This window comes from Neorhizobium sp. S3-V5DH (assembly GCF_004343065.1).
GTDB lineage: Bacteria > Pseudomonadota > Alphaproteobacteria > Rhizobiales > Rhizobiaceae > Neorhizobium > Neorhizobium huautlense.
Genome location: NZ_SMCL01000016.1, coordinates 50,671 through 73,115, shown reverse-complemented (window position 1 = coordinate 73,115; position 22,445 = coordinate 50,671). Strand labels below are relative to the sequence as shown.

The following is a 22,445-nucleotide window of genomic DNA, read 5'->3' as shown; positions in this document are numbered from 1 at the left end:
TTGGACATCGGGCGTTTCAGACTCCTAGCGGCCGGCGCAGATCGAGCGTCAGCGGGAATTCGGGAGAGGGCGTTTCGGCAAGAAGCGCATAGCGCCCTGCCGTGTGCCCCCACGGTTCGAACCGGGAAAGCCGGCGGGCCTCGGCCTCGTTGCCGTTGACTGGGAAGGTCTCATAATTGCGACCGCCCGGATGGGCAACATGGTAGATGCAGCCGCCGATCGATCGGCCGGACCATGTATCATAAATGTCGAAGGTGAGCGGCGTATTAACCGGCAGCACCGGATGAAGGCCGGCGGACGGCTGCCATGCCTTGAAACGTACGCCGGCAACTGCGACGCCGGACGTGCCGGTCTCCTTCAACGGCACGGCCCGGCCATTGCAGGCGACCGTGTAACGCGACGGATTGCTGGTTTCGAGCCGCACCTGCAGCCGCTCCACGGAGGAATCGACATACCGGACGGTGCCGCCGATGGCGCCCTGTTCGCCCATCACATGCCAGGGTTCGAGCGCCTGACGAAGCTCCAGTTTGGAGCCCTCGTATTCCACCTCGCCGAAGAAGGGGAAGCGGAATTCGAGTTGTGCGGTGAACCATTCGGGCCGGAGGTCGAAGCCGTTCTCCCTGAGATCGGCGAGCACGTCCAGGAAATCGGCCCAGACATAGTGCGGCAGCATGAACCGATCCGCGAGTGCCGTGCCCCAACGGACGAACCTGCCTTGCAGCGGGTTCTTCCAGAAGCGGGCGATCAGCGCGCGGACGAGAAGCTGCTGGGCGAGCGACATGCGCGCATTCGGCGGCATTTCGAAGCCGCGGAACTCAACGAGGCCGAGGCGGCCGGTCGGGCCGTCCGGCGAAAACAGCTTGTCGATGCAGATTTCGGAGCGGTGGGTATTGCCGGTGACATCCGTCAGAAGGTTGCGGAAGAGGCGGTCGACCAGCCAGGGCAGGGGCGGCACGCCCTGGCCGGGCGCCGGCACCTGGGAAAGCGCGATTTCCAGCTCGTACATCGAATCGTGGCGGGCTTCGTCGATACGTGGCGCCTGCGAGGTGGGGCCGATGAACAGACCGGAGAAGAGATAGGATAGCGAAGGATGCCGCTGCCAGTGCAGCACGATGCTCTTCAAAAGGTCCGGGCGGCGCAGGAATGGACTGTCGTTCGGATTGGCGCCGCCGACCACCACATGGTTGCCGCCGCCGGTGCCGGTGTGGCGGCCGTCGATCATGAACTTGTCGGCGCCGAGCCGGCTCTGGCGGGCCTCCTCGTAGATCGCCGTAGTGATCGACACGGTTTCCTTCCAGCTTGCGGCCGGATGGATGTTGACCTCGATGACGCCGGGATCGGGCGCGACGCGGATGACATTGATGCGTTCGTCGTGCGGCGGCGCATAACCCTCGATATGGACCGGCAGACCGAGTTCGGCAGCGGCGTTCTCGGCGGCGGCGATCAGTTCGAGATAGTCCTCGATCTTCTCCACCGGCGGCATGAAGACGCAGAGCCTGCCGTCTCGCGGTTCGACGGATATGGCAGTGCGCACGGCGCCGCCGATTTCGCCCAGCACCTGCTCGACGCGGCCGAGATTGGCCGGATCATCCGCCTTGAACGAGGATTCGGGCATGGCGCGGCCCGCCGGCACGATAGCATCGGGCAGGGGCTGGCGGGGGATGGAGGGATCGGCTTCGTGGATATAGGGAAACTGCGACGGGGGCACGTAAGGCAGCGTGCCGAGCGGCAGACGATAACCGACGGGGCTGTCTCCGGGAACGAGGAAGATCTTGCCGCGGCGGGTGCGCCACTTTTCGCTCATCCAGCGTTTGCGGCTTGCCGTTCCTCTGGCCTGTGCATTCCAGGCCTGGACGGGCAGGACATAACCGCTCGGACGCGTCAGGCCGCGCTCGAAGACACGGGCGATGCGGTTGCGTTCCTCCGGATCCTTGAGTTTGGAATTCGAGGGATCAACGTTTTCCGGCAGGCTGCCTTCCTTGATGATCCATTCCGCCGGATCCTCGTAGGCCGGGGCCACATAGTCAGGATCCAGGCCAAGCTCACCGGCAATGCCCGCCAGCAGCTTTTCCGCATCGTCATCGCCGATGTCGTAGTCGCGGCCTTCCTCAGCCACCAGGTCGGGATTGCTCCAGATGGGGCTGCCGTCCTTGCGCCAGTAGAGCGAGAAGGTCCAGCGTGGCAGGCTCTCGCCGGGATACCACTTGCCCTGACCGTAATGCAGGAAACCGCCCGGCGCGAAACGCTCGCGCAGCCTGCGGATCAGGATATCGGCCTTCTCGCGCTTGGTGGGGCCGACGGCGTCGGTATTCCATTCGTCGGATTCGAAGTCGTCGATCGACACGAAGGTCGGCTCGCCGCCCATGGTGAGGCGGACGTCCTGCGCGTGCAAGATGCGGTCGACCTCTTCACCGAGATCGTTGAGCGCTTCCCAGGATTCGTCGGAGAACGGCTTGGTGATGCGGGGGTGTTCGGCGACGCGGGCAACCTTCATGTCGAAGTCGAAGGAGGTTTCCGCCTCGCCGAAATAACCGCCGGAGATCGGCGCGGCGTTGCGGTAGTGCGGCGTTGCTGCAAGCGGGATATGGCTTTCGCCGGTCAAGAGGCCGGAGGTCGGGTCGAGACCCACCCAGCCGGCTCCCGGCAGATAGACTTCGCACCAGGCGTGCAGATCGGTGAAGTCGACTTCAGTGCCGGAGGGGCCGTCGAGCGCTTTCAGGTCGGGTGTCAGTTGGATGAGATAGCCCGAGACGAAACGGGCGGCGAGACCGAGGTGGCGAAGGATCTGGACCAGTAGCCAGCTGGTGTCGCGGCAGGAGCCCATGGCCGAGGTCAGCGTCTGCTCCGGCGTCTGCACGCCGGGCTCCATGCGGATGACATAACCGATCGCCTGCTGCAGGCGGGCGTTGATGCCCACCACCATATCGACCGTTGGCTGGCCGGGGGACATGTCGAAGGTCTTGAGATAGTCGACAAGCGCCGGCTCCGCCGGCTCCGGCTTCATATAGATCGACAGGTCTTCGACCAGCGTTTCCGGATAGTCGAAAGGCCACTTTGTGGCTTCCTCCTCCACGAAAAAGTCGAAGGGATTGTAGACCGTCATATCGGCGATCAGATCGACCTCGATCTTCAATTCGGTGACCGGATCGGGAAAGACATAGCGGGCGAGGTAGTTGCCGTAAGGGTCCTGCTGCAGGTTCACGAAGTGGTTTGATGGGGTGACCTTCAGCGAATGGCTCAACACCTTCGTTCGGGAATGAGCGGCGGGCTTCAACCGGATGATCTGAGGCCCAAGGCGGACAGGCCTGTCGTATTTGTAATGGGTGAGGTGGTAGATACTCGCCTTGATCGCCATGCTGCCCCTTTGGTCGCCCCTTGCCGGCCTTCGATGGCCGATCAATGATCGTTGCAAGGATTTTGTGCGTTGCACGAAAATAATGCAAGGCGGATTCGGGAGGTTATCCTGGTTCGGGCCATATCGGGGAAATACGCAGGAAAATCTGTCAGTCGAGCGTCCGGCGGAAGCGGGTGACGGCAATCAGCATGGCGAACGTCATCAGGCCGGCGAGGACGCTCGTATCATAGGCGAGCGTGGCGATATCCGCACCCTTCAGCATGATCGCGCGGACGATGCGGATGTAATGGGTCAGCGGCAGCGCCTCGCCGATCCATTGTGCCCAGCCCGGCATGCCGGCGAAGGGGAACATGAAGCCCGAGAGCAGAATGTTCGGCAGGAAGAACATCATCGCCATCTGAACCGCCTGCAACTGGTTGGTCGCCAGGGTCGAGAAGGTGTAGCCGATCGACAGGTTGGCGACGACGAAGAGCGCCGTCGCGGCGGCCAGTGACGGCAGGTCGCCGAGGATCGGAACCCGGAACACCAGGATGCCCGCCGAAATGATGATGAGGGCCTGGATGAGGCCTATCAGGACGTAGGGCGTGATCTTGCCGAACATGATTTCCAGAGGCCTGATCGGCATGGAGAGCAGGTTTTCCATGGTGCCGCGCTCCATCTCGCGGGTGACGGAGAGGGCGGTGAAGATCAAAAGCGTCATCGTCAGGATCGTGCCGAGCAGGCCGGGGACGATGTTGAGCGTCGACGAACCCGCAGGGTTGTAGCGGCGATGCTGCACGATCGAGAAAGCGGGTTTCGACGGTTCCGAAAACTCGATCTGCCGGTCGTTGGCGAGGGCCGACGCAACGATGCCGGAGAGCGCGCCGAGCGCCGAGCTCGATGCAACCGGATCGGTGGCATCGGCGGCGACGAGAAGGGCGGGCGTCTCGCCGCGCCTTACCGCCCGTTCGAAGCCTTCCGGAATCTCGACCACGAACAGCGCCCGGCCCGATTCCAGCAGCGAATCCATGTCCTCGGTGCGGGTGATGACGGACTGGACCTCGAAGAAATCGGTGTTCTTCAATGCGGCGAGGATCGAGCGGCCGATATCGCTGTTCTCGCGCATCAGAACGGCGGTCGGCAGATCGTGCGGGGTTGTGTTGATCGCGAAACCGAACAGGAAGAGCTGCATGACCGGGATCATGATCATGGTGGCGAGCGTCACGCGGTCGCGGGTCATCTGGATGAATTCCTTGACGGTCATCGCCCAGAAGCGCTTGAAGAAACCTCCATTGCCGTTGAGTTCCGGGTCATGGGGCGCGGTCATCGGAAATTGTCCTCCGAGCGGCCCATCAGGTCGATGAAGGCATCCTCCAGCGTCGGCTCGCCCTTTTCCCATTTGAAGCCCGGGCGCTGGCGATAGGGGGCGATCGCCTGTTCAAGCGCCGATTCGTCATGTCCCGCCACATGCAGGCTCAGTCCGAACGGGGCGATCATGTCGATGCCCGGCTGCTGCAGGAGTTCGGCCTGGAGGTGGTGGACATCGGGGCCGGAGACGGTCCACGTGACGAGACCGGTGCCTTCGATGACTTCATCGACAGTCCCCTGGACCAACAGCTTGCCGTAGGCGATATAGGCAATCTCGTGGCAGCGCTCCGCTTCGTCCATGTAGTGGGTGGAAACCAGAACCGAGAGGCCATCGGCGGCGAGCGCATGGATCTCGTTCCAGAAGTCGCGGCGCGCCTGCGGGTCGACACCTGCGGTCGGTTCGTCGAGGAGGAGAAGTGCAGGCTCGGGCAGGATGCAGGCGCCGAGCGCCAAGCGCTGCTTCCAGCCGCCGGAGAGTTCGCCCGCGAGCTGCTTTTCGCGACCCTTCAGACCGAGCCGCTCGATCGCTGCCTTCGCCTTGCCGCGGGCATCGGGAAGTCCGTAAACGCGGGCGACGAATTCCAGGTTCTCGCGGATGGACAGATCCTGATAGAGCGAGAATTTCTGCGTCATGTACCCGACGCGGCGACGGATGCGGTCGCTCTCGGTCAGGATGTCGAAGCCAAGGCAGGTGCCGTTGCCGCTGTCGGGGGTCAACAGGCCGCAGAGCATGCGGATGGTGGTCGTCTTGCCGGAACCGTTGGGGCCCAGGAAACCGTGGATGCGGCCCTTCCTCACCGACATGGAGACATCGTCGACCACCTTGCGGCCGCCGAAGCTCTTGGTCAGATGATGCACGTCGATGACGGTTTCGGGGGACTCGGCGGTTGCGGTCATGGCCGGGCTCCTGCGGCAACATCGACCGGCTGGCCGGGACGCAGCGTTGCAGGATCGGCGGGAATTGCCTCGATGCGATAGACGAGTTTTGCTCGTTCCTCGAGGCTGTAGATCTCCGGCGGCGTGTATTCGGCAGTTTTCGCGATAAAGCTGATCCTCGCATCCGACGGCCGGCAGGCGTCGCAGGTGACACGGACCGGCTGGCCGAGGGACAGCGCTGCAATTTCGGTCTCAGGCACGAAGAAGCGGATGCGGACGTTTTCGGGCGGGAGGAGTGCCACGATCGGTCGCCCGACCGGTACGACCTCGCCGAGGCGATAATAGAGGGTTTCGATGCTGCCGGCGGCGGGCGCGGCGACGGCGCGGCGGGCAAGCGCTGCTTGCGCCGAGGCGAGTTCGGCCTTGGCCGCAGCCATGGATTCCTTTGCCTGGCGGAGCGTCTGTTCGCGCGCCGGCAGATGGGCGAGCGTGATCTGGCTGCGCACATTGTCGAGCGCGGCACGGTTGGCGGCTTCGGTCGCGATCGCCGCGTCGAGGCTCGCCTGTGTGGCGGTGCCGCGCTCGGCGAGAACGCGGGTCCGGTCGAGATCCTGTTTGGCGAGTTCCAGTCTGGCATTCGCCTCGCGCTCGGATGCGCGCAGCACGTCAATCTCTTCCGGCCGCTTCTGGGCCGCTTCGGCAAGGTCGAGCTCGGCCTGTGCGCGTGCAAGCGCTGCACGGGCCGCGGCGACGGCCGCCTCTTCGCTCGATGTCTCCAGCTTGAAGAGCGGGTTGCCTGCAGCGACGGTGCCGCCTTCCTGCACGTCGACCCTTTCCAGGCGGCCCGTGCCTTCCGCGCCGATGAAGAGCGTATCAGCCTCAACCCAGCCCTGATACGGACGCGGGCTCTTCTCTGCAAAAAGGAAGGGCAGGGCGGCAAGCGCGATACCGGCCAAGAGTGCGATGACGAATATCCGCTTCATTGCGTGCCTCCTTCCGAGAGGTCCTCAGCCGGCACGAAGAGCGTGTCGAGAAACGTGTCGAAGAGCTTTTGTGTGTCGAGGTGTTCGTAGGGTTCGAAAAGCGTCGTCCAGATGATCGAGAGCAGGGGCGGGGCCATGACGAGCTGCGGCGTCTCGACGATCTTCGGGTTGCGCAGCTCACCGCGGGCGGCCGCGCGGCCGAGCAGGATGCGCAGCACGCCGAGCCCCCTGGAGATGATTTCCCGGTGATAAAATTCCGCGACGGCTGGAAACATCGGTCCCTCCGCCAGGATCAGCCGCAGCAGATGCCGGCGATCGGTCTCCAGCACCTCCCGCCTGAAGAGAGCGTAGAACATCGAGACCGCGAAGCGCGGCGTAATGCTTTCGTTCGCGACGAATTCGCCCATCTGGCCGAGGATGGGCGAGGCGACACCGGACACCAGTTCGGTAAACAGCGCGTCCTTGTCCGGAAAATGCAGGTAGACGGTGCCCTTGGCGATGCCGGCGCGGGCTGCGACATCCTCCATCCGGGTGGCGGCAAAGCCCCGCTCGGCAAAACAGGCAAAGGCGGACGCAAGGATTTCGGCCCGGCGCTGCTGCGGATCCCGCTTCTCTCTTCGTTTCTCGGCCATCGCGATTCCAAATATGACTGACTGGTCGGTCATTATCACCTATTGGAGGATTTTGCAAACAAAAGTCATTAGGGTGGTGGTAGGGGTAGGTGCAGTATAATGAAGCGGACGGAGGGTTCTGAGTGAAAGGCGTTCGAGGGCGAGATACGGAGAATGGCTGAAATTCCGGAGGCAAGGCCTCAGACCTATGAGTTGCCGCTGAGCGGACAGCTTCGAATGATGATTGGCGCCTTTTGGGCAGCGCCGGTCCGCAATCGGGTGCTTGTCCTGACGGCGGCGCTTTTGATCGTCATCTTCTCCACGACCTATGCCCAATACCGCCTCAACGTATGGAACGGGCCTTTTTACGATTCGCTCGAACGGCGCGACATGCCGGAATTTCTGAACCAGCTCGTCGTGTTCGCGGTACTCGCCTTCACATTGACGCTTCTCAACGTCATCCAGGCATGGCTCAACCAGATCACGGCGATGCGGATGCGGGAAGGGTTGGCGCGAGATCTGGCGAATGTCTGGCTCGTGCCGGGGCGGGCGCTGAAGCTCACGAGCGCCGGCGCGATCGCCGCCAATCCCGACCAGCGGCTGCACGAGGATACCCGAATCCTGGCGGAGAACACCACGAACCTGGCGATCGGGCTCGTCAATTCCACGATTCTTCTGGCAAGCTTCATCGGCGTGCTCTGGGCCATCTCGTCCGACTTCGTTTTCCATTTCGGCGACAGAAGCATCTCGATCCCGGGCTATATGGTCTGGGCAACGGTCCTCTATGCGGTGATCGGCTCGATGCTCAGCAATATCGTGGGACAACGGCTGCCGCGGCTCAACGCGGACCGTTACGCCCGCGAGGCGGACCTGCGCGCGGTGCTGATGCGCACCAACGAGAACATGAAGCCGATCACGCTTGCCCGCGGCGAAACGAGCGAGCTGCGCCGGGTCCACCTGGCGATCGACAACGTGCTCGAAATGCTTCGCCAAGTCGCCTGGGCGCTTACCAACCTGACCTGGGTTTCCGCAGGCTTCGGCTGGCTGGCGCTGGTCGCTCCGATCATCATCGCCTCGCCGATGTATTTCTCCGGCGGGCTTTCCTTCGGCGGCTTGATGATGGCCGTCGGCGCGTTCAACCAGGTCAATCTGGCGCTCAGGTGGTATGTCAACAATTTCGGGGTCATCGCCGATTGGAAAGCCACGCTGGCACGCGTCTCCTCCTTCCGCAACGCGTTGCTTGCGATGGACACGCCGGCTGTGGAAGGTGAACTGCTCACCTATCGCGAACAATCCGATGCGCAGGGCATCCGCCTGTGCGGCGTAATGGTCTATGGCGACCCCGACCGCGGCGAGGCGGGGCACGGCATCCGTCTCAGGGAAGGCGAATGCGTGATCAGGCCGAGCGGGCGGGTGATGATCAACGGCGATCCGGGCGCCGACCGGCATCTCTTCTTCCAGGCGCTCGCCGGCATCTGGCCGTGGGGGCGGGGCGAGATCGGCCTGCCGCCCAGGGATGGCATGGTCTTCCTGCCTCAGGAAGGCTACCTGCCGACAGCGACCCTCAAAGAGGCGATGACCTATCCCACCGGCCTGCCGGATGGCAGCGACAAAGCGCTGGCCGAGGCGCTGGAAAAAGTCGGGCTGCACCGGCTCGTGGATCGCCTGAACGATGTGGAGCGATGGGACAGGGTTCTCGACAAGGATGAGGAGGCGCTTCTTTCGATTGCCAATGCCGTGCTGCGCAAACCCGAATGGGTGATCATGGACGACGTGCTGGAAGGCCTGGAGCCGGAAACGCGGGAGCGTATGCTCGACGTGCTTGCCGGCCTCGACACTTCGACCCTGGTCTATATCGGCCGCGCCGAGGACTATCTTGAAAAGTTCTCGCCGACGATTTTCCATCTGTCGCCATTGCAGCAAAACGGCAAGGGTTCCCAGAAGGCAGCTGAAGCCAAGGAAGAGGCATGACATGAGCCGCCATCCGGGAACCAACAGGACGGCGCAGTGTGTTGTCTGCGGCCGAGCCTTTCCGTTGCCGAAGCTTCGCAAGATCGGTCAGCTCAGGCCGGGCCTGCACGAGATGATTGCCGCCGAAGTCGCCGATTGCGGGACCGAAAGCCTGATCTGCGACGAAGATCTCGCCCATTATCGCCGCCGCTATGTGGAAAAGCTGCTCGCGGAGGAGCGCGGAGAGCTTTCCGAACTCGACAGACAGGTGCTCGACAGTTTCGAGAAGGGTGTTTCCACAGTGCAGAGCAGCGCTGCCAATGTGCTGGAGCGCAAACCCACATTGGGAGAGCGGACAGCCGACCGGGTTGCTTCGTTCGGCGGCTCCTGGACCTTCATCCTGTTCTTCATGGGCGTGCTTTTTTCCTGGATGGCGCTCAACGTCTCCGGCCTTTTTGCCGAGCCTTTCGATCCATATCCCTTCATCCTGCTGAACCTTGTCCTGTCCTGTCTTGCAGCCCTGCAGGCGCCTGTCATCATGATGAGCCAGCGGCGGCAGGAGGAGAAGGACAGGCGGCGCGCCGAAAACGACTATATGATCAACCTGCGCGCCGAACTCGAAATCCGCCAGCTGCACGAAAAGATCGACCATCAGATGGCCCATCAGTGGGAGAGGCTGGCCGAATTGCAGCAGATCCAGATCGACCTTCTGGAGCGGGGCGATACCCAGAGGGGGTAGCTCTTTTGATGATGCCGGCCCGCGGAAGGCGGCGCAAAATCATCAGGTCGGCGTGCACTGGATGCGGTTGGCGTTCGGCCTGCGCAGGTTGAAAAGGTTACCGGCAAGAATCAAGGCAGCGCCCAGCGCCGTCAGGCCATCGACAGCCTCGGCATAGAGCAGATATCCGAGCAGCGCCGACAGCGGAACCCGCAGATAGTCCATCGGCATGACCGTCATCGCGTCGCCGTGGGAGAGAGCCTTGGCCATGCAATAGTGGGCAAATGTGCCTGAAAACGCGATGACGAGGATCCACGGCCACATTTCTGCGGATGGCCAGACCCAGACCCGGAGCGCCGGTACGAGCCCGACCACCGACTGGATTATGAGCATCCAGAAGATGATCTTCGTCGCACTGTCCGTGCGCGTCAGGAGCTTGGTCATGATGAAGGATATGGCGAAGACGAAGGCGGCTCCAAGTACGACCAGGTGACCGGGGTTGAGTGGGGCTGCTCCCGGCCGGACGATCAGCACGACGCCCACGACGCCGAACAGGATCGCCACGCCCTTGCGCCATGTCAACCGCTCGCCGAGAAAGGCCGCGGCCATCAGGGCTGCCCAGATCGGCGCAGTGAACTCGATGGCGATGACCTGCGCCATCGGAATCAGGGTGAGGCCCATCAGCCACGCGAACTGGCCGATATAGTGGGCGACGTTGCGGCCGATATGGCTCGGCAGGATCGACGTGCGCATCGCCCGTATGCCGCCTTCGCGAAAGACGAACGGCAGCAGCATGAAAAACGCGATCACGGAACGCATCTCCATGACCTGGAAGACATCGAGTTCACGCGTTATCGCACGCCCCGAGACGGCCATCAGCAGAAGCAGGGCGATCGAAGCCATCATCCAGGCCGCAGCCTTCATGTTCGACGGACTATTGTTCACTGATGTCTCCTCTGGACGCAGGACGGAGGCGAAAGCCTAGCGCCACATGCCCCGCATGCGGGCAGTCACGTCGATACGCACCTGATGGCGGGCCTGGCGTTCGGCGTCGGACATGGGTGCGACGACCGGCCAGGCGGCGGTTTCGAAGAATTGCAGCAGCGTTGCCGGGATGAAGCGGGTGCGAGCGGCGTAGACATGCTTGTCGCCCTGCGACGCCTGGCCGTGCACAAAGAAGCGCTGCGGGGTGATGAGGTGCAGGTGGTCCTTCGCCCGGGTCATCGCGACATAGAGCAGGCGGCGTTCCTCCTCGATCTCGGCGGTCGAGCCGACGCCGAGATCGGACGGGATGCAGCCGTCGACGCAGTTCAGAAGGAACACCGACCGCCATTCCTGGCCCTTGGCGGAATGGATAGTGGAGAGGATCAGGTAATCCTCGTCAAGCAGCGGCGTCCCAGCCTCGGCGCTCGTGGCATCGGGCGGATCGAGCGTCAGTTCGGTGAGGAAACGTTCGCGGGAATTATAGCCGGACGCAATCTGTTCGAGCTGCAGGAGGTCGGCTTTCCGCGTCTCGGCATCTTCGTGGATACGGGCGAGATGAGGCTCGTACCATTGGCGGGCAAGGCCGATCTCGGCAGGCCAGCCGGCGCCGCTTTTGCGCAGTGCCGCCAGCATGTCGACGAAGGCCGGCCAGTCCTCGCCGGAACGCGGCGGGGTGGGGATTTCCTGCAATGCGGCGAGCGGTTCGGGATCGGCAGCGATGGCGTCGAGGATTTTTCCTGCCGTCTGCGGGCCGATGCCGGGGATGAGCTGCATCAGCCGGAAGCCGGCGACCCGGTCGCGCGGGTTCTGGGCAAAGCGCAGCGCAGCCAGCATGTCCTTCACATGTGCGCTGTCCAGAAACTTCAGGCCGCCGAACTTCACGAAAGGGATGTTGCGGCGGGTGAGCTCCACTTCCAGCGGACCGGAATGGTGCGAGGCGCGGAAAAGCACGGCCTGCTGTTTGAGCGTCATCCCGGTTTCGCGGTTTTCGAGGATCTTTTCGACGATGTAGTTCGCCTGCTCGGTCTCGTCCTTGACGGCGACCAAGCGCGGGCGCTCCGCGGACTGTCGGTCGGTCCAGAGGTTCTTGGTAAACCGCTCGCGGGCGAGGTCGATGACGCCGTTGGCGGCGGCGAGGATCGTATTCGTGGACCGGTAGTTACGGTCGAGGGTTACGATATTGGCCGGCGGATCGAAGGAGGCCGGGAAATCGAGGATGTTGCGGATCGTCGCGGAGCGGAAGGAGTAGATCGACTGGGCATCGTCACCGACGACCGTCAAACCTCGCCCGCCGGGCTTCATCGCCATGAGGACCGAGGACTGCAGGCGGTTGGTGTCCTGGTATTCGTCGACCAGAACGTGGTCGAAGCGGCTGCCGATATCCTCGGCGATTGCAGCCTCGCTGATCATCTGCGCCCAGTAGAGCAGGAGATCGTCGTAATCGAGGACGTTCTGGGCCTGCTTGGCCTCCACATAGGTCGCGAACAGTTCGCGGAGCTGCTTTTCCCAGGCGGAGCACCAGGGGAAGTGAAGCTTCAGCACCTCGTCCAGCGGCGTTTCGGAATTGACGGCGCGGGAATAGATGGCGAGGCAGGTGCCTTTCGTCGGAAAGCGGTTTTCGGTCTTCGAGAAGCCGAGCTCGTGGCGGACAAGGTTCATCAGGTCGGCGGAGTCTTCCCGGTCGTGGATGGTGAAATCCGGATCCAGGCCTATCTCACCCGCATGCAGGCGAAGCAGCCGGGCACCGATGCCGTGGAAGGTGCCTGCCCAGGCGAGAGCATCGGTCATGATCCCCGACTTGGCGCCCAGCACCTGCGAGCAGATACGCTCGACGCGCCGGGCCATTTCAGAGGCCGCGCGGCGGGAAAAGGTCATCAGGAGGATGCGGCGCGGGTCGGCGCCGGAGACGATCAGGTGCGCGACGCGATGGGCAAGCGTATTGGTCTTGCCAGAGCCCGCGCCGGCAATCACCAGAAGCGGGCCCGCTGGTCCGCCATTCGGCACGTCCGAGCCATGCTCCACCGCCCGGCGCTGCGCATCGTTGAGTTTTTCCAGATAGGCGACCGACATTCCGTTCCTGATTGGGCCGTTCCTGATTGAGCCCGTTCCCGATGTGTTCGAATTAGCTCTAGCTGATTCGCTTGGCTTCGCCTTCCTTTCCGTCTTCCTGCCTCCCGCTTTTCAGGCAACTGCAGAGGTTTACGCCGGATTGGAACCTTGGAACCTTTTTTCACGTTATCCGCCCATCAACGCGAAGGAATAACTCCATGCTGAAGTGGGCACTTATTTTTCTGGTCATCTCGCTGATCACGGGCTTTCTCGGCTTTTCCGGCATTTCGGCCGCAACCGCGAGCATCGCCAAGATCCTGTTCTTCATCGCGCTCGTCATCTTCCTGGTCTTCCTCGTGCTGGCGCTGATGGCCGGCGCCGCATTGACCTAGGCCTTCCGACGCGACATCCCGATCCCTCGGCGGACGCGGGGAGGTGCCCATCGCGGCCCTCTCCGCGTTTCGTATCTGTGGACGCCGGAAAAGAAAAAGCCCCGCCGAGATACGGGCAGGGCAGTTGGGGAAAATCCGCGCCAGCTGACGCGGATGAACTGACATTTCGCATATCCAGCGGCGATCGGCGAGGCTGGTTCCGGGTGATTCGGTACGGTTGCCCGCAACAATTTGCAGCCGGTCACGCCGTCTTGCGGTAGCGGCGGGCCACGTAGACAACGCCGCCTCCGGAAAGTCCCTTATAGAGGATCGAGCCTTGCGCTCCTGAAAATTCGGTCATGAAGCGCCGCATCAGCCGGGCACGGCCGATGCGTTCGCGTTTTCTCGCTTCCGCCGCGTCAAGCGCCGCAACGACGCCTACGGAAAGGCTGCGCTCCGCCACCAGCTCAAGCCCCGGTACGGAGAGCTGACGGTCGAGTTCGGAAAGTTTGCCCTTTGGCCGCATGTCGGCAAAGGTGAACCAGCCGCCCGGCGCAAGCACGCGGGCCGCTTCGCTGGCAAAGGCGGGGACGTTTGCGTAGCAATGGGAGGATTCGATGTTGACGACCACGTCAAACGAGCCGTCGGCAAAAGGCAGTCGCTCCGCATCGCCGACTTCAAAGGAAAGCGAAGCCGTGTCGGCGTTCAGCCGCCGCGCAAGGCGCACCGTCTCCGGCGAGTAGTCGAGGCCGACGACGCTCGCCGGCGCATGGTAGCGCGCGATATAACGCGATCCGCCGCCACGCCCCGAACCGATTTCGAGAACCCGCGCGCCTGCCAGCGGCAATCCTTCGACCGCCTGATGATAGAGGCCGATAAAGGCCCGTTCGGGCTCGTCTTCCGCTTTCAGCGGAAAGGCGGCGCCTTCGGGCATGAAGCCGTAGTTCATGAAACGCCAGTCGTCGTCCCGCCAGAACCGGGACAAGATGTTGTAAACGCCGCGCCATGCCCATTTCTGGGTTCGCGGAAAGGCGCCGCGCTCGACCGCGTTCAGGACATTGGAGAACATGTTTCTTGCCATGGTCTCGGTCCTACTGAGCCGGCGCGGCAGCGGCTGCCGGCGGCATATCCTGATAAAGCCAGGCCCGCCCCTTGCGCACCAGTTCGGCATCGTCGCTGTTCTTCGGATCGAAACCCGGCAGGTAATATTTCAACACCAGGGGCATGCAGCGCCGCCAGAAGCCGGGGGCGAAGAACACGACCCAGATGAAGCGCAGCCAGAAGCGGATGCCGGTCTTGACGCCGTCGGTGCGGGCATAAAGCCGCGTATTTCGCAGAAAGATCAGCAGGAATGGAATGACCGTGGCATTCATCGCCGAGACCCGCAGCAGGTAGCGTTTCCAGCCGGGCAGATCTGGCGTCACCGCCTTCAAGACATCGAGCGCCACCGCCTTGTGCTCGAGCTCCTCCAGAGCATGCCACATCCACAGGCGACGGTAGGCTGGCGCTGCCGTTTCCAGAAGGTCCGGGCGGCGCAGGGTCACCGTCGACAAGGTTGCGGTCAGGTGTTCGATGGCGCAGGTAACGGCCAGCCGGTGCAGCGGGTTCTTGGCGACCCCGAGCGCAAAACGGACCGGCTTTTCCATTTCCTCGACGTCATAGCCGAGCGACGCCATGGCCTTGTTATAGTCTTCGTGTTCGCGGGTATGGAAAGCTTCCTGCACCGCATAGCCGTTGATTTCCGCCGCCAGCTCCCGATCCGTGAGCTTCGACGCGTAGTGCTTCAGGGAGCGGATGAAATAGCGCTCGCCTTCCGGCAGGAAGATGGAAAGACCGTCCGCCATCACCGTCTTGATGATGTCGCCGTCATACCAGTGCCGCGTGGCGTTTTCCAAAATTCCGAAGCGGATGTCGCGTGGGATGATGTCTGCTTCGTCTCCCGCCGCATGCTCACTAAAGCTGCTCGATCCTGCCATTATCCACCTGTTTGTTCGAAACCGGACGCCGGTGCACCGCGACCCGCCGGACTGCAACCACTGTCCCCCGCGTTATTGCAGATCGGCAAGCGGCAGGGCAAGATCATCGTTGTCCGTTGCCGACCCAATACCGAAATTGCGTCGGGATTGCGCCGGCCGAAAGGCCAAGACGCAAAAGCGCCGCCCAAGCAGCGGGTTCGGCCAGCCGGATCAAAGTCGTGAGAAGGTGAAAAAGCGGGTTATGTCGTCAACCGCGCAAACGCCTGAGAAACCAGGAAAGAGGGATGGTGGGCGTGACAAGGATCGAACTTGTGACCCCTACGATGTCAACATTGCTCTCCTAGCTGAACACCCGGCAAATCCGGCAAAAGAGCACTATGTGTAGCGAACCTAACGGCGTTTCCGGCAGCAAGTTCCGTTTCCGTTCCAAGTTTCAGGTTTTCCGAACCTAAGGAGCACTATGTGCACCTAGATGTTCAGGCTGTCCGCAAGCTTCCGCAGATGTGTCGGTGAGAATCGCGCATAGATCCGGGTCGTCACTTTCACGTCATTGTGGCCAAGGTACTGACTGATCTCCTCCATGTTGTGCCCGTCCTCGGCCATCCAGACCGCCGCGGAGTGTCGGAGCATATGCGGAGAAACATCCGGACGGCCGATCGCCGTGCCGGCAGCCTTGAGGCCCTTCTTTATGGATTTGATCGGTTCTCCGGCCCATTCAACGACATAGTTCGTGACGCTGAGCCGGTGCGCGGCCTCAAGCGCCTCGAAGAGGGTGTCGTTGATCGGGATCGTTGCACGACCTTTGCGCTTAGCCTTGTCAAAGGGGTTTCGTAGCCGGATCATGCGGCGCTCGAAGTCAACTCGGTCCCAGGTAAGCTGCAGCGCGGCTTCATTCCTGGCGCCGGTCCCGATCATCAACCGAATCGCCAAGGCAACATGCGGAGCTTTCGCAGCTTCGATGAGGGAGCGGACTTCCTCGCGTGTAAGATGGGCGTCCTTCGGCTCCGGCTTTGACGGGCGCTCGATGTGCGGCGCTTTCGTGATGAGTTTGTTCTTCTCCGCCCAGAGCAGGACCATTCGCAGATGGCCAAGCTCTGTATGGATCGTGCCGTCTTGCACACCCTCAGGGCACTGCTTGGTACGAACGGCGCGCCGTTCCTCGGTGTGAGCGCGGCAGTCAGCGACCGATATTGTCTCTGCCTCCATCGCGCCGAAGCGCTTCTGCAGCGCTTTCCAAGTATGCTCCATGGTGCCGACAACGGCGCGGCCTTCCATGTCGAGCTTATAGCCCTCCCATAGATCTGCTACCGTTGTCCCGCGCGGGCGAGTGAGTTCCGCGTATCGAGACGTGGCGAGGCGGGCCGCCTCTGCCTTGTCTGTTGTTCCAAGTCGATAACGTCGGCGGATTCCGTCGGCGTCGTCCCATGTGACGCAGAATTCTCCGTTAAGCCTTGTGAGGCGCCAGTCTGGCATTCGAATTTCTCCACGTCTTCCAGTCGTATTCTAAGCAGTTTCCCGCCGAGCCGGAAAGACGGCAATTCACCTGAGGTGATCATGTTTCTGATGTGTCTTTCAGAGCAAAGCCAACGCTCCGCCAACATCGCGGGTGTCAAAGCTTGCATTGTAGGTTCTCCCCGTTATTCGACTTATCCACAGGGTGAGACGCCACCTCCCGCGTCGAGGGTGATGGGGAGAGAGCTGCGCGACCAGCATCAGTGATCCGATACGTGGCGTTGACCTCACCGTATTCTACGAGGCCGCGTTTATGGAGCGCCATAAGAACGTCTTGTGTGCGCTTCCAATCGGTTCTGGCGCCGTCGTCTACGCGCCGTTCCGCAACCTCGAATGCCGCTGACCAGTCCTGGCAATGACCTAGGACTTCTCGCTGCGTTGGCGTCAGCTTAGCCATCGTTCTGGCCCTCCGATGCGAGGGCGGCGCGAGCCGCGTTGATCGCGGCGACCTTGTGATGGATTAGGACGCCGTCTGCATCCCGCCTCCACGGCAAGTCAGGCGGGAGCATATCAGCCAGCACCTTGCGAAGGCGGTCCACCTCGACTTGAAGCGCATTCGCAGCTTTTACGGCTTCGTTCGCTCGTTCCCATGCTTCGCTATCACTGGCCTGCTGTTTCGAGAGAGACAATCGCCGATACGCTATGATGACGCGCTCGTAGGAAGCGATCCACGCGGCCGGGTCGGTTGTTGCTTCCCTCTGCATCTCCTCAAGGGCGAGCTTGGCGAGATGGTGGATTTCTTCTTTGGATGGGAAGACGCTGTCACCCCGCAAATGTTTCTCAGGTGCTGGGTCAGGGAAAGCACAGCCGTCGTCGCAGTTGTACCCGTCGCAGTCCCGGCACCGCTCATGATGCTGGGGTGCTGATCCCGTCAGGGCAGCAATGACCGCCTCTGCCTGCTTCCGCTGCTTAACCTCGCGAATACGCGCATACACCTGATCCGTGGCGCCGCCGCCGTCGTTGTCGGTGAACTCCTCGGTCGGCATCCCGTCGATGGTCAGGGTGTAAGTGTTGATGCCGTCGACAAGGCGGACCTGCCTCATGCTGTAGCCTAGTTCGGCGCTGTCGATCGCGGCGGCAACGCGGTCGATCGTAGCTTGATCGATACCCCGCACATGATGTTGGGGCGGTGGGCTGGAACGAAGAATACCGGCGACTGTGAGGGCGATATGCTCGGCAACCTCCATCGGACAGGGGTAGGTCGTCTCCTCCTCTGCCTTTCGTGCCAACTGGTCTACGAAATCATGAGAGAGCGTCCATCCGCCGAGCTTTTCTATGTCGCTGGCAAGCGGCAGACCCTCCACATGCTGCTGCGGTGCGAGGGTGGCGATGACCAATTCTAGTTCGCTCAGATGGTCGCGGATGTGCTGAGCAAGAATATCCTGTGAGTGGGTAAGCCCCTTCACGCGCTTGCCGTCTACGATCGGACCCTCGGGGCTGTTCTGTTCAGCAATTTGGACGTTGATTTCCAGCTGGTGGCGGATAGCCGCAATGATCTCGCTCGCCTTGCTATGAGACTCGGGCGCCATCGCTGCTGCCTCTTCTCCATGTGGGGTGAGGGCGGCGGAGAGGCCGTCTATAAATCTCTGCTTGTGGGAGCGATCATCCCTGATGTCTTTTACCTGGGCCTCTTTCCATCCGGCTTCGATCATCTCATCCGTCACAATAGCGGTAGTCATGGCTGTTCCTCGCGATAGAGTTGGCGCGGTGGCAATGGAGGGAGGAAGGCCTTCGGCTCGCGCTTGGCTGCCTTTTCGGACTTGGGGAATCCGGCGCCGCGAAGCTTTTTCGCCGGAATGGTTTTGAAACCGAGATGGTTGGCCTCATTGCGCTTCGCTTTGGCGATGGCGCCTTGATCCTCGACTGTCTTTGGTTTGTGGCAGCACTCGACGCCGAGCAGCTTGCCGTCGTCGACAGTGAGCTTGCGGCTCTTGTCGACCTGGAGGGCGTCAGGAACGGTGTGGTCGACGTGATAGGGCTTGCGGCCAAGGATAAGACCGCAGCCTTCGCAGGCGATCTCGCCGTTCGACTGCATCGCGCGCTTGACGATCGCCGCATAGACAGACTTCGTGAACTCGCGGCGGCTCATCCCTGCCACCCGATCATCTTGGCGATGTCCTTCAATTGCTGCTTGAGGGATTCGAGAGAGACGCGACCGGGACCAGTAACTGGATCGGCTACGGGTGCGGCAAGCCGGTCGTCGTTCGCGCCGATGAGTTCGACGCCCCATTTTCGAGCGTAGGCAGCGCGCTTCGCTTCCAAGACCGGGGCAAATGGATCGGGTGCCTTTTCGGGAAGGCGGCGGGTATGGCTGGAGACTGAGGTCGTGCGGGTCAAAACGCATCCTCCTCTTGCTTCGGAGCGGGTTCTTCGGCCTTGATGCACCCATTCGGAACCCAGACCTGCCCGGCAGATCGGTAGCAGCGATCTTCCTGTCCCTCGACCTGATAGCAGGTCAGGCAGACAGATTTGGCGGGCTCGTTGAGAGGGCGCATATCCTCTGGACGGACCTTTATCAGCAGGGCATCGTTTTTCCTGAAGACTTCGGATGCCTCGATCTCTTCCTCGATATCCTTGCCGCTATCCACTTGGATAACGAACTTAGTGCCTCTCTCGCGGATCACGGTTCCGGTGAAAGTCAGGTGCAGAACGGATGTGTCGTATTCGTCGGATTCAAATGACTTCCAATCGAAAGCCACTCGCTGCCCGGGTGCGAAAAAGGCCTGACGCTCCCGGCATTTGAATTTCAGGCTCGTGACGGCGCTGCCGGCCAATGCCTTCTGAAGGGCAATACGCCGCTGGCACGAGGCCTTGTCGACGGCACAGTTGAAGCAGGTTGCGTAGTGCGTCATGCTGCCTTCCTTTTCCCAAGCGTGAAAGGAAGCCGCTCCGGCAAGACCCAAATGTGGTACAAGTCGGCGGCGTCGATGAGTTCGGACGCCGGAGGCATCACCTGGACGGCCGTTGCCTCAGATCCGAACAGTTCATTCTTGATGCGCTGAAGATCGCGCCACGGTGGCTCAAGGTTCGAGGCGGTGCGGATTGCGCAATGGTGGGTCAGATGACCGTCCATGTCATAGAACGGCCGGATCAGGACGACGTAAAGGTTATTCGCCTTGGCGCTCCGCACCTGCTTGCACCATCCGGAGCCGCCGGGAATGCCATCGGGCAAGTCGGTGACCCGCCATGGGCCCCAGTCACCTTTCAGGCCCTTGCGCTCGATCGCGCGGGCGGCGAGGCGTTGCTGACGGTTGCTCATTTCGCGCCGCCTTTCTTGTCCTGCTCCCGGTACTGGCGCAAAAGCTCGGTGCCTGCCTCGGCGTTGATCCTGTCAAGCTGGCGCAGCGCCCAATTCAGGCCATCGGCAAAGCCCGCAGCGCGTCCCTTGTTGTGCTCGTCGATCCAGCGCTGAGTTTGCTTGCGCTCGCGATCCTCGACGACATGGGTGACGGTGACAGCGAAGGCTCCACGCGAACGCGGTTCGGCGTTGTGATATGAGATGACGCCAGGTTCTCCGCCGACGGGAACGGTGCGCCACCATTCCTGCCGGCAGTCCTCCGCCCGAACGTATCGGCGATCATAATAAGGATCGGCGCCGGTATATTCGTTGCAGGCTTCCGCGAACTTGTAAGCATCGTAGTGGCCGCGAGCAAAGAAGCCCATGACGGAGCCGCTATCCAGCTCACGGGATTCCTCAATGTAAATTCCGTGGCTCCTGCCCTCCTTCCACTTCAAGGACGCATCGACGAGGAAATTCTGCAACTCCTCTCGGGTGATGAGGCACATCTCCGGATATTCAGAAGGGCTGGTGCGGTCGCCCTTGTCGAGCAATGTCTGCCAAGATTGTTCCAGGAGGGGCTGGATGCTCATACTTGCGCTCCCTTTGCCTTGGCGATCATGCGCTCAAGCGGTGAGAGGTGGTTTTCGATGGACTTTGGCTTCAGCGGCGGCAGGCCGTGCTTTTCGAGATACTTGCGGGAGTGCTTAGCCCAGACCTTCCGGCCCCAACTCGTCGAGGCAAACTCCCATGGGCGAGCGGCGCGCAACGCTTTCTTCCGAGCGGCTAGATCAGCGTCAGCCGGAAGGTTGCGGTCAACTTCGCCGATGACGTGGGAGGCGGTGGCTTGCCAATTGATCATCGGCTGTACCTCGCCTCGATAGTCTTCACGTCCTCGCCTGTCAGGGCGGCGTGAGCATCGGTCAGGAGGCGGAAAGATTCGGTGCCGAAGCCAACATGGTAATAGAGCTTGTCGTCCCGTTGGGACCGGTCGAGCAGATACTTGATTGCTCTGCCGGCCTTGTCGATCTTGGCTTGCAAACCGGCGAAGTGCCGATCGGGCGAGGTGTCTTCCGGCACGTCATCCTGATGGATGGCCTTCATGTGCCAAGGCTCGACTGAAGCTTCTGCCTCGGCGTCCGCCTTTGTGTAGCGGCCGGCGTCGAACTTGAAGCTGGTGTAACCCTGCTTGTTCGGGCGGTAGAAATACGAGCCCTTCTTGATGAGGTGGTCGGGAGCTTCGGTCATGCCGCGCCGCCTTTCGCCTTGGCGATGGCGGATCGAGCGTAATGTTCGGCCTGCTGGTGAACTGTCGAACCCATGCAGCCGCAGTCCCGCCCATCGCAGCAAAGTCTACGATCAGGCTCTGAATAGGCGTGAAGCAGTTCTTCCAGCGCCAGCAAGAGCTCTGGCGCGGCGGCGATCAGGCGACCATTCGAAATGTCACGGTCTTCATCACGACCGTTGCTGTGCGCGAGGAAACAGACGCGGTTGTCTGGCCCGCTCCATACGATCTGGTTATCTGGCGCGCCGTCTACGGTCCACGGGCCGGGGGTGTGGGAAGGTGCTTCGGTCATGCCGCAACCCTCACGCTCGCGCGCCTGACGAACTCACCGAATTTGAGGCTCGGGTAGATGTCGGAGATATTGAGGTAGAGCAGGTATCTCGCCTGGGCTCTGGACCTGGCCGGGATGCTTTCCCTGTAGCCGTTGAACTCGACGATATAGGATCGCCATGGCTTGCCCATATGGACCGCCTGTTCTTCCAGATGCTTCTTGAGCGCTATCCGGCCCGCGTCGGTAACTGAGAAATAGGCCATGCCCCGGACGAGCCCGTCGAGTTCCCAGTTCTCTGACGCACCGAAGGCCTTGGCGTCATCGCTGTTCACATCGGTGGCGAAATAGTTGCGGTAGGATTCGCGCATAGGATCGACCGGCCGACCGAGCGCGTGGTCAATATGGTCGAACGCCTTGTCTTTGAGGTATCGGTTGACGCTGGGGTTGTTCATGCTGCTCTTTCCTCCGCCAGAAAGGCCAGCGGATCAAAGCCGACGGTGTCGGCGATCAGCGCCATGGCCTGGTTCATGAATTCGCAGAATTCTTCGTGGCTCATCTTGTCGAGCGCGATGCTGTCCGGAACGAGGGTGATCTCGCCAGTGCGAAGGTTCACGACCTGCTCGCGATAGCCGAAGGTCATCTTGATATCGCGGTGTAGGTTCTCGGCGCTGCCCCATTTTTGCGTGACCTTCACGACAAGCCCCAAGGCTTTCCAGTAGGTGCGGAGCTGCTTGTCCGACCGCTTGGTGACGGGCGCGATCTCAAAGATCGTCCCTTCCGGGATCGACGCCAATTTCTCGGCGTCGTCCTGGGTATGAGCGCGCAGTCCGCGCGGCGTCATGATCGTCTGGATGAGTGGGGGCTTCTCCTTCTTCCGCAT

General features: G+C 61.8%; 24 protein-coding genes. 3 read left to right on the top strand and 21 right to left on the bottom strand.

All coding sequences use genetic code 11. From position 1 onward, the window contains the following. Positions 1-16: 16 nt before the first annotated feature. The 5 genes from EDE09_RS20000 to EDE09_RS19980 form a co-directional block, all read right to left on the bottom strand. Positions 17-3,355, bottom strand: a complete 3,339-nt coding sequence (locus tag EDE09_RS20000) for a transglutaminase family protein (RefSeq protein WP_105374170.1) — start codon at positions 3,353-3,355, stop codon at positions 17-19. Between the two features lie 148 nt (positions 3,356-3,503). Then, a complete protein-coding gene (locus EDE09_RS19995) occupies positions 3,504-4,661 on the bottom strand; it encodes an ABC transporter permease (RefSeq protein WP_105374169.1) in 1,158 nt (385 codons plus the stop codon). Beyond that, complete coding sequence (locus EDE09_RS19990; protein ID WP_105374168.1) at positions 4,658-5,599, bottom strand: ABC transporter ATP-binding protein; 942 nt, start codon at positions 5,597-5,599, stop codon at positions 4,658-4,660. Before EDE09_RS19990 ends, EDE09_RS19995 begins: the two co-directional genes overlap by 4 nt. Then, on the bottom strand, positions 5,596-6,561 hold the full coding sequence (locus EDE09_RS19985; RefSeq protein ID WP_132412587.1) for an HlyD family efflux transporter periplasmic adaptor subunit: 966 nt from the start codon (positions 6,559-6,561) through the stop codon (positions 5,596-5,598). Before EDE09_RS19985 ends, EDE09_RS19990 begins: the two co-directional genes overlap by 4 nt. Further along, positions 6,558-7,193 (bottom strand): TetR/AcrR family transcriptional regulator, encoded by a 636-nt coding sequence (locus tag EDE09_RS19980; RefSeq protein ID WP_105374241.1) that lies wholly within the window; start codon positions 7,191-7,193, stop codon positions 6,558-6,560. The genes EDE09_RS19985 and EDE09_RS19980 overlap by 4 nt, the downstream gene beginning before the upstream one ends. A gap of 153 nt (positions 7,194-7,346) precedes the next feature. Here EDE09_RS19980 and EDE09_RS19975 point away from each other — a divergent pair, with 153 nt between their 5' ends. Then, positions 7,347-9,143 (top strand): ABC transporter ATP-binding protein/permease, encoded by a 1,797-nt coding sequence (locus EDE09_RS19975; protein WP_105374166.1) that lies wholly within the window; start codon positions 7,347-7,349, stop codon positions 9,141-9,143. 1 nt (position 9,144) lies between these two features. Then, on the top strand, positions 9,145-9,861 hold the full coding sequence (locus EDE09_RS19970) for a DUF1003 domain-containing protein (RefSeq protein ID WP_105374165.1): 717 nt from the start codon (positions 9,145-9,147) through the stop codon (positions 9,859-9,861). Positions 9,862-9,903: 42 nt separating this feature from the next. Here EDE09_RS19970 and EDE09_RS19965 read toward each other — a convergent pair whose 3' ends face one another. Together EDE09_RS19965 and EDE09_RS19960 are read right to left on the bottom strand one after the other, a co-directional pair. Further along, a complete protein-coding gene (locus tag EDE09_RS19965; RefSeq protein WP_105374164.1) occupies positions 9,904-10,785 on the bottom strand; it encodes a DMT family transporter in 882 nt (293 codons plus the stop codon). 36 nt (positions 10,786-10,821) lie between these two features. After that, complete coding sequence (locus tag EDE09_RS19960; protein WP_105374163.1) at positions 10,822-12,894, bottom strand: ATP-dependent helicase; 2,073 nt, start codon at positions 12,892-12,894, stop codon at positions 10,822-10,824. 197 nt (positions 12,895-13,091) lie between these two features. Here EDE09_RS19960 and EDE09_RS19955 point away from each other — a divergent pair, with 197 nt between their 5' ends. Further along, positions 13,092-13,265, top strand: a complete 174-nt coding sequence (locus EDE09_RS19955; protein WP_105374162.1) for a DUF1328 domain-containing protein — start codon at positions 13,092-13,094, stop codon at positions 13,263-13,265. A 241-nt stretch (positions 13,266-13,506) separates the two neighbouring features. Here the strand turns inward: EDE09_RS19955 and EDE09_RS19950 are convergent, their stop codons facing one another. The 14 genes from EDE09_RS19950 to EDE09_RS19880 all read right to left on the bottom strand — a co-directional run bounded on the left by EDE09_RS19950 (position 13,507) and on the right by EDE09_RS19880 (position 22,445). After that, a complete protein-coding gene (locus EDE09_RS19950; RefSeq protein ID WP_157949099.1) occupies positions 13,507-14,325 on the bottom strand; it encodes a class I SAM-dependent methyltransferase in 819 nt (272 codons plus the stop codon). 10 nt (positions 14,326-14,335) lie between these two features. Beyond that, positions 14,336-15,220: a metal-dependent hydrolase gene (locus EDE09_RS19945; protein ID WP_105374160.1), complete on the bottom strand. Its 885-nt coding sequence runs from the start codon at positions 15,218-15,220 to the stop codon at positions 14,336-14,338. Between the two features lie 468 nt (positions 15,221-15,688). Next, entirely contained in the window at positions 15,689-16,693 is a 1,005-nt protein-coding gene (locus tag EDE09_RS19940; protein WP_132412585.1) for a site-specific integrase, read from the bottom strand. Between the two features lie 428 nt (positions 16,694-17,121). Next, positions 17,122-18,384 carry a hypothetical protein gene (locus EDE09_RS19930; RefSeq protein WP_132412581.1) on the bottom strand — a complete coding sequence of 421 codons (1,263 nt, stop codon included), beginning with the start codon at positions 18,382-18,384 and terminating at the stop codon, positions 17,122-17,124. A gap of 23 nt (positions 18,385-18,407) precedes the next feature. After that, positions 18,408-18,821, bottom strand: coding sequence for a hypothetical protein (locus tag EDE09_RS19925; RefSeq protein WP_132412579.1), 414 nt, complete (start codon positions 18,819-18,821; stop codon positions 18,408-18,410). Further along, a complete protein-coding gene (locus EDE09_RS19920) occupies positions 18,818-19,069 on the bottom strand; it encodes a hypothetical protein (RefSeq protein ID WP_132412577.1) in 252 nt (83 codons plus the stop codon). The genes EDE09_RS19925 and EDE09_RS19920 overlap by 4 nt, the downstream gene beginning before the upstream one ends. Next, positions 19,066-19,584, bottom strand: coding sequence for a hypothetical protein (locus tag EDE09_RS19915; RefSeq protein ID WP_132412575.1), 519 nt, complete (start codon positions 19,582-19,584; stop codon positions 19,066-19,068). The genes EDE09_RS19920 and EDE09_RS19915 overlap by 4 nt, the downstream gene beginning before the upstream one ends. Beyond that, positions 19,581-19,991, bottom strand: a complete 411-nt coding sequence (locus tag EDE09_RS19910) for a hypothetical protein (RefSeq protein ID WP_132412573.1) — start codon at positions 19,989-19,991, stop codon at positions 19,581-19,583. Before EDE09_RS19910 ends, EDE09_RS19915 begins: the two co-directional genes overlap by 4 nt. After that, entirely contained in the window at positions 19,988-20,602 is a 615-nt protein-coding gene (locus EDE09_RS19905; protein ID WP_132412571.1) for a hypothetical protein, read from the bottom strand. The genes EDE09_RS19910 and EDE09_RS19905 overlap by 4 nt, the downstream gene beginning before the upstream one ends. Continuing rightward, positions 20,599-20,871 carry a hypothetical protein gene (locus EDE09_RS19900; RefSeq protein WP_132412569.1) on the bottom strand — a complete coding sequence of 91 codons (273 nt, stop codon included), beginning with the start codon at positions 20,869-20,871 and terminating at the stop codon, positions 20,599-20,601. Before EDE09_RS19900 ends, EDE09_RS19905 begins: the two co-directional genes overlap by 4 nt. Beyond that, positions 20,868-21,257, bottom strand: coding sequence for a hypothetical protein (locus EDE09_RS19895; RefSeq protein WP_132412567.1), 390 nt, complete (start codon positions 21,255-21,257; stop codon positions 20,868-20,870). The genes EDE09_RS19900 and EDE09_RS19895 overlap by 4 nt, the downstream gene beginning before the upstream one ends. After that, complete coding sequence (locus tag EDE09_RS19890) at positions 21,254-21,586, bottom strand: hypothetical protein (protein ID WP_132412565.1); 333 nt, start codon at positions 21,584-21,586, stop codon at positions 21,254-21,256. Before EDE09_RS19890 ends, EDE09_RS19895 begins: the two co-directional genes overlap by 4 nt. After that, positions 21,583-22,017, bottom strand: coding sequence for a hypothetical protein (locus EDE09_RS19885; protein WP_132412563.1), 435 nt, complete (start codon positions 22,015-22,017; stop codon positions 21,583-21,585). The genes EDE09_RS19890 and EDE09_RS19885 overlap by 4 nt, the downstream gene beginning before the upstream one ends. Continuing rightward, positions 22,014-22,445 carry a hypothetical protein gene (locus tag EDE09_RS19880; protein WP_132412561.1) on the bottom strand — a complete coding sequence of 144 codons (432 nt, stop codon included), beginning with the start codon at positions 22,443-22,445 and terminating at the stop codon, positions 22,014-22,016. The genes EDE09_RS19885 and EDE09_RS19880 overlap by 4 nt, the downstream gene beginning before the upstream one ends.

Coding starts and splice junctions, on each gene's coding strand:
- EDE09_RS19885 (WP_132412563.1), bottom strand. CDS start 22,017: ATGAACAACCCCAGCGTCAACCGATACCTCAAAGACAAGGCGTTCGAC.
- EDE09_RS19950 (WP_157949099.1), bottom strand. CDS start 14,325: ATGGCAAGAAACATGTTCTCCAATGTCCTGAACGCGGTCGAGCGCGGC.
- EDE09_RS19990 (WP_105374168.1), bottom strand. CDS start 5,599: ATGACCGCAACCGCCGAGTCCCCCGAAACCGTCATCGACGTGCATCAT.
- EDE09_RS19930 (WP_132412581.1), bottom strand. CDS start 18,384: ATGATCGAAGCCGGATGGAAAGAGGCCCAGGTAAAAGACATCAGGGAT.
- EDE09_RS19890 (WP_132412565.1), bottom strand. CDS start 21,586: ATGACCGAAGCACCTTCCCACACCCCCGGCCCGTGGACCGTAGACGGC.
- EDE09_RS19910 (WP_132412573.1), bottom strand. CDS start 19,991: ATGAGCAACCGTCAGCAACGCCTCGCCGCCCGCGCGATCGAGCGCAAG.
- EDE09_RS19940 (WP_132412585.1), bottom strand. CDS start 16,693: ATGCCAGACTGGCGCCTCACAAGGCTTAACGGAGAATTCTGCGTCACA.
- EDE09_RS19970 (WP_105374165.1), top strand. CDS start 9,145: ATGAGCCGCCATCCGGGAACCAACAGGACGGCGCAGTGTGTTGTCTGC.
- EDE09_RS19975 (WP_105374166.1), top strand. CDS start 7,347: ATGGCTGAAATTCCGGAGGCAAGGCCTCAGACCTATGAGTTGCCGCTG.
- EDE09_RS19900 (WP_132412569.1), bottom strand. CDS start 20,871: ATGATCAATTGGCAAGCCACCGCCTCCCACGTCATCGGCGAAGTTGAC.
- EDE09_RS19880 (WP_132412561.1), bottom strand. CDS start 22,445: ATGCGGAAGAAGGAGAAGCCCCCACTCATCCAGACGATCATGACGCCG.
- EDE09_RS19925 (WP_132412579.1), bottom strand. CDS start 18,821: ATGAGCCGCCGCGAGTTCACGAAGTCTGTCTATGCGGCGATCGTCAAG.
- EDE09_RS20000 (WP_105374170.1), bottom strand. CDS start 3,355: ATGGCGATCAAGGCGAGTATCTACCACCTCACCCATTACAAATACGAC.
- EDE09_RS19985 (WP_132412587.1), bottom strand. CDS start 6,561: ATGAAGCGGATATTCGTCATCGCACTCTTGGCCGGTATCGCGCTTGCC.
- EDE09_RS19980 (WP_105374241.1), bottom strand. CDS start 7,193: ATGGCCGAGAAACGAAGAGAGAAGCGGGATCCGCAGCAGCGCCGGGCC.
- EDE09_RS19955 (WP_105374162.1), top strand. CDS start 13,092: ATGCTGAAGTGGGCACTTATTTTTCTGGTCATCTCGCTGATCACGGGC.
- EDE09_RS19960 (WP_105374163.1), bottom strand. CDS start 12,894: ATGTCGGTCGCCTATCTGGAAAAACTCAACGATGCGCAGCGCCGGGCG.
- EDE09_RS19945 (WP_105374160.1), bottom strand. CDS start 15,220: ATGGCAGGATCGAGCAGCTTTAGTGAGCATGCGGCGGGAGACGAAGCA.
- EDE09_RS19905 (WP_132412571.1), bottom strand. CDS start 20,602: ATGAGCATCCAGCCCCTCCTGGAACAATCTTGGCAGACATTGCTCGAC.
- EDE09_RS19995 (WP_105374169.1), bottom strand. CDS start 4,661: ATGACCGCGCCCCATGACCCGGAACTCAACGGCAATGGAGGTTTCTTC.
- EDE09_RS19915 (WP_132412575.1), bottom strand. CDS start 19,584: ATGACGCACTACGCAACCTGCTTCAACTGTGCCGTCGACAAGGCCTCG.
- EDE09_RS19895 (WP_132412567.1), bottom strand. CDS start 21,257: ATGACCGAAGCTCCCGACCACCTCATCAAGAAGGGCTCGTATTTCTAC.